6 protein-coding genes are annotated in these 5,315 nt (G+C 61.3%); 3 read left to right on the plus strand and 3 right to left on the minus strand.

Translation table 11 applies throughout. From position 1 onward, the window contains the following. Positions 1-513 (plus strand): formate--tetrahydrofolate ligase (locus AU465_RS13430; protein WP_192247872.1); only part of this gene is annotated, 513 nt, incomplete at its 5' end. A gap of 107 nt (positions 514-620) precedes the next feature. Here the strand turns inward: AU465_RS13430 and AU465_RS13435 are convergent. Both AU465_RS13435 and AU465_RS13440 read right to left on the minus strand, forming a co-directional pair. Beyond that, the gene (locus AU465_RS13435; protein WP_192247875.1) at positions 621-2,000 is read right to left on the minus strand and encodes a hypothetical protein; all 1,380 of its coding nucleotides are present in this window, start codon (positions 1,998-2,000) and stop codon (positions 621-623) included. A gap of 504 nt (positions 2,001-2,504) precedes the next feature. After that, the gene (locus AU465_RS13440; RefSeq protein ID WP_192247878.1) at positions 2,505-3,146 is read right to left on the minus strand and encodes a cysteine hydrolase family protein; all 642 of its coding nucleotides are present in this window, start codon (positions 3,144-3,146) and stop codon (positions 2,505-2,507) included. Positions 3,147-3,272: 126 nt separating this feature from the next. Between AU465_RS13440 and AU465_RS13445 the strand changes: the two genes are divergently transcribed. Then, positions 3,273-4,256, plus strand: coding sequence for a helix-turn-helix domain-containing protein (locus AU465_RS13445; RefSeq protein WP_192247881.1), 984 nt, complete (start codon positions 3,273-3,275; stop codon positions 4,254-4,256). Between the two features lie 19 nt (positions 4,257-4,275). Here the strand turns inward: AU465_RS13445 and AU465_RS13450 are convergent, their stop codons facing one another. Then, the gene (locus AU465_RS13450; protein ID WP_192247884.1) at positions 4,276-4,833 is read right to left on the minus strand and encodes a sugar O-acetyltransferase; all 558 of its coding nucleotides are present in this window, start codon (positions 4,831-4,833) and stop codon (positions 4,276-4,278) included. 133 nt (positions 4,834-4,966) lie between these two features. Here AU465_RS13450 and AU465_RS13455 point away from each other — a divergent pair. Further along, positions 4,967-5,315: DUF4126 domain-containing protein (locus AU465_RS13455; RefSeq protein ID WP_192247887.1), on the plus strand; the 349-nt coding region annotated here is incomplete at its 3' end.

A 5,315-nucleotide genomic window follows, 5' to 3' on the forward strand; every position in this document is an offset into this window, starting at 1 on the left:
CCGGTGGTGGTGGCGATCAACCACTTCACCACCGACACCGAGACCGAGATCCAGGCGATGAAGGATTTCGTCAAGGCGCAGGGCGCCGAGGCGATCCTGTGCAAGCACTGGGCGCAGGGCTCGGCCGGCATCGAGGATCTGGCGAAGAAGGTAGTCGAGATCGCCGAATCCGGCGCCTCGCAGTTCTCGCCGCTCTATCCCGACGAGATGCCGCTGTTCGAGAAGGTCAACACCATCGTCAAGCGCATCTACCGCGGCGACGAGGCGATTGCCGACAAGTCGATCCGCGACCAGCTGCATGCCTGGGAGCAGGCCGGCTACGGCAACCTGCCGGTCTGCCCTGCCCAAGGCGCCGTCCTCGGAAAAGATCTTCCTCAACGAACAGGATCAGATCGAAGGTTTGTTCTAAGCATCGTTCGAGCTGAAAACGGCCAAGGGCGCCGCGCTGCCGCGGCGCCCTTTTTTCTTGGACGATTTCTATTTACGCCACTGTGGAGGAGTCGACCTTCTTGATGTCGGCGACCGACTGCGATGAAGGCACCTTGGCTTGAAGCAAGGATTGCTTGGCTTGAAGCAAGGATTGGCAACTCGCGCTGCCGTTCCTTGCGGTTCATCGATCGCTAATTCCCGCCGAATTTGCTGATCGCGTTCGTGGAGATGAAAACCAGACGGTCGAGCAGCGCAAAAAAGACGTCTATGCTGAACCCAACCACAAAGGCGAAAGTGAAGAGGCCGAAACCTACGGACTTGAAGTCGCTGTTGCTGCCGAATGTCGGACCCCAAAACCAGGCTAAGATCATCCCAGCCAGCGCGGCCAGCGCCATACGATGGGCTATGCGATAAACCGGCGGATTTGGTTGCGTGGTATCCAAAATAAGTCTCATATAGTAGATCATTGAGCCCAAGGCTGCATAAAGACATGGCAAGATCCATACGGCGTAGGGATCGATGGCGTCTTTTATCCTTAGAGCCCACGAATCCACCGAGGGCACCGTCATCGAGACATAGTTCAGCGAATACTTGCAGGCTTGACCGACAATCTTTCTCATGTCCATCCCAAGGACCTGAGAGTCGGAGGCTTGCACCGCAAGTTCGGCCTGAGATATTGCTTGCGTCGTAGCGCCGTCGACGATTTTGCCGTCTTTGTTTTTCAGTTTCGCCGCCGGTTGAGCCCGACAAAAGAAGTTCATGGTGTCGTTTCCTGCGGACGCTTGCTTAGCCGCCTCTGCATTGGCGGCACCGCCCGCCTTCGTTTCAGGTGAAAGCGGACCGGCCGTGGTGACCTCCGCGGTTTTGAACGCCCCGACAAAATTCCGGCCGCTTGCCATCGCTGTACCGACGAAGGTTTCGAGCTTCAACACTCCCGGAAATGGCGAGGCTGACAAATTCTCGAAGTCGCCCACTCTTGTTTCCAGGGACTTCAGCTTGAAATTCAGATCACGAAGTTCGTGCAGGGTCAGGTAGGATGATTCACGCGCCAGTTCGTCGATCGGCCTTTTTGCTGGAACCTTAGGGTCTTCCGGCTTTCCGCCTAATTCAACGGGAAGGCTCGCGAGTTGCATCTGGTCTGGGGAGAACAGATCATCCTGAGCGACAAGCAGTTGCCTCTCCAACTGACCAAATCGGCGATCCGGCTGCTGTGTCGCCAAAGTTTGCACCTCTGAAAGCAAGGCGACACCTTTGTTGTACACCAGAGACAAAGATCCGACCAGAAACATGAGAAGCATTGAAAGGAAAATACAGGTATAGACCATGCCTTGAGAGACGGAGTTTTCGTTAGCGCCCCTCAAGGGTAACTGCGCCGCTTCTATTTCAGCTTTCAGCGCAATGACATCAGCGTGAACAATCTTTCTTTGCTCCGCCGGAAGCGCCGCAACTTTTTCTCGCGCAGATATGAGTTTCTCGTTTCGCGACCTCCCCTTGCTTGCCGCCTCCGCGACAAGTCGGTCTGCTTCCAAGAGCAGTTCCTCGACGCTTTCGGCTTGTGTCGTTTGCGCCAAGTGACCTCCTCAGCCAAGCCACCCAGGCACAAAGCCATAGGGACTAGGGCATCCACAGGGCGATCCAGGCGGGCCTGGAGGCTGCGCCCAACACCAGAAATTCGGAGTAAAACAGATTGTCCCTGGAGCGTGCGGAGGAACTTGAGCGAAAGCAGGCCGCGGCAGGATTGTCGCAACACAGACCAACGCTGCGGCCACCGCATTTCGTGCAACCCGCGCTTTCAATTGCTAGCCCCCACAGCCTACCAATCGAACTTGAATTAAAGCTCAAATTCTACTCTGCGGCAAGACGACGGTGACGTCTGTGAAATACATCACTCTCTGTATGGTTTTCATTTGCTTCAACACAGTGTCGAAAATTGCGATCGACGGGACGTTGTTTGAGCAGCGAGTTGCTCGAAAAAGAAACGCCGGGCGTGATAAATCGCGACCGCTGGAAGCATCTCCATGGAAAGAAGAGGGCCGCATCGCTGCGGCGCCTTTGTTGTGTCGGAGCAGCACGGTTTAGGCGGCGTTGCGCGCCAGCGCCCGCTGGTTCGACGCATAGATGGTATCGCGTTCCGGCAGGGTGCCGGTTTTCAGGCAGTCGATCCATTCGGCGGTCTTAAGCACTGCGGCGAAGCGCGACTGCAGCACCACGCTCACCACCCGATGGATGTCCTCGGCCGACGCATAGCCGGCGCTGTTGGCGTAGGGCACCGAGCCGCTGGCATCCGAAAGGAATTCGACGGCAAAGCCCATATGCACTGCGTGGATGATGGTCGAAAGATCGCAATTATGCGTCATGTAGCCGACGACCGCGATCGTATCGATGTGGTTTGCGCGCAGCCAGTCCTCGAGGTCCGTGCCGGTGAAGGCCGAAGGCAGCGTCTTCTCGACATAATGGTCGCGGGCACGCCGGGCGATCTCGGGATGCAACTCGCCGCCATGGCTGCCCTTGGCGAAGATCGGCGAGGTTTCCGGCGCCATCTGCTTGACGACCACGACCTTGATGCCGGCCGCGGCCGCGGCGTCCATAGCGCGCGCCACATTGGCGACGCTGTCGGCGAAGGGCGGATGCTGAATGGCGAGGTTGCCGCCGTTGTAGTCGTTCTGGACATCGACGACGACGAGGGCGCGGCGCGGCTGGGTGGCTGGTGTTGGCATGGCTGTCTCCTTTCGACGGGTTGATGAGCGCAAAGCTAGGCCGACCATCCACATGCAGAAAGTGGCCCGATTGACATTGTTCGAAAAAATCGGGACGCTCTTGCTTGAAACTCAATGGTGTCTGTCATGCGCAACCCGATCATCGCGGCCGTCGCCTTCGACGGCATAAGTCCCTTCCATCTCTCCGTGCCTTGCCTTGTGTTCGGCACGGACCGCACGAAGCTCGGCCTGCCGCGGTTCGACTTCCGCGTCTGCGCGGCCGAGCAAGGCCCTATTCACACCGATGCCGGTTTGAGCATTTCGGTCCCGCACGATCTTTCGGCGCTCCACGAAGCCGACATCATCATCGTCCCAAGCTGGAAGAACCTCGAGGCCCCTCTGGCCGCGCCGCTCAAAGACGCGCTCGCACGGGCGCATCAACGCGGCGCGCTGATCGTGGGCCTGTGCCTCGGCACCTTCGCCATTGCCGCCGCTGGACTGCTGGCGGGACGCAAGGCGACCACGCATTGGGCCTATACCGATCAGCTCCAGGCGCTTCACCCCGACATCGCCGTCGACGCCGACGTGCTCTATGTCGATGAAGGCGACATCGTTACCTCCGCCGGCGTCGCGGCCGGGCTGGATTGCTGCCTGCACATCGTGCGGGCGCGCTATGGCGCCGAGGCAGCACTTCGGCTCGCCCGCCATGTCGTGCTTTCGCCCCACCGGCAGGGGGGCCAGGCCCAGTTCATCGAACGCCCTCTCGCGCCGACGCCGACCGCCGACCGGTTCGCCAGGGCCCTGGACGAGGTGCGGGCAACGCTTGGCGATGCGCACAGCCTGGACAGCGTCGCCGAAGCAGCGGGTCTTACCCGCCGCACCTTCACGCGCCGCTTCCAGAAGACGATCGGGACCAGTTTCGGCGACTGGCTGGCCGACCAGCGCGTGGCGCTGGCGCAGCGGCTGCTGGAACAGACGGACAAGTCGATGGATATAGTGGCCTTCGAGGCCGGCTTCGGCAGTGCCACCTCGCTGCGCCAGCATTTCGCCGCTCGGCTCAGAACCTCGCCGATGCAATACCGGCGCGAATTCTCCAGGCAAACGCCACCGGGCCGGGCAGCATTGCTCTAGAAAGGCGGCTATCGAATCTTCAGTGCTTCCCGATCATCCGCGCCGGGTTGCCGACGACGGTCGTATTGGCCGCCACGTCGCGCGTCACCACCGCTCCGGCGCCGACAATGGCGCCCTCGCTGATCCTGACGCCGGCGAGGATCACCGCGCTGCCGCCGATCCAGGCATTGTCGCCGATCGTCACCGGTTTGGCGATCTCCAGTCCGGCAAGCCGGCCGGCAGCCTCCCGATGATGCTCGGCGCAGTAGATCTGCACGTTAGGGCCAAGCAGCGTTCCCTTGCCGATGCGCACCGGCGCGGTATCGAGGATGGTGCAGCCGGCATTGAGGAAGACGCCGTCGCCGAGGAACAGGTTGAAGCCATAAGCGCAGTGGAACAGCGCTTCGATGCGCGCGCCCTCGCCCACGGCGCCGAGCAGCGCCCGCAAGGCAGGACCGATGTCGCCGCGCTGCCGGGGCGGCAGGCTGTTGTGCTCGAACACGGCATCGCGGGCGGCAGCGCGCAGCTCTTCCAGTTCCGGGCCGATGCAGGTGTACCATTCGCCCGCCGCCATCTTCATGCGTTCGCTTGTCGTCATGGCCGCTCCTCCGATGTTGGCTGCTGCCAAAAGCACAATCCACCCTGTGGCGAAAGCCCATCGCCAAACGTCCTGTCTATGCTAGCCTGCCATCTCGGGACCATGCGAGGTCCCGATTTTGAGGGGGTCGATCATGCTTTACATTCTCGCACTGCTGATTGGTGTCATCGCCGGCTTGCGCGCCATGACCGCGCCGGCCGCCGTCGCCTGGGGCTCGTATCTCGGCTGGCTCCCGGTTGCCGGCACCTGGGCGAGCTTCATGGGCCACTGGGCCGCCGTCAGCATCTTCACTATCCTGGCGATTGTCGAGCTCGTCACCGACCAGTTGCCGTCGACGCCGAGCCGCAAGGTGCCGCAGCAATTCGGCGCCCGCATCATTGTGGGCGCCTTCACCGGCGCGGTGATCGGCGCCACGGCCGGCGCCGCCATCGGCGGCCTCATCGCCGGCGCGATCGGCGCGGTGATCGGCACGCTGGGCGGCG

Source organism: Mesorhizobium silamurunense, assembly GCF_014843905.1.
GTDB lineage: Bacteria > Pseudomonadota > Alphaproteobacteria > Rhizobiales > Rhizobiaceae > Mesorhizobium > Mesorhizobium silamurunense.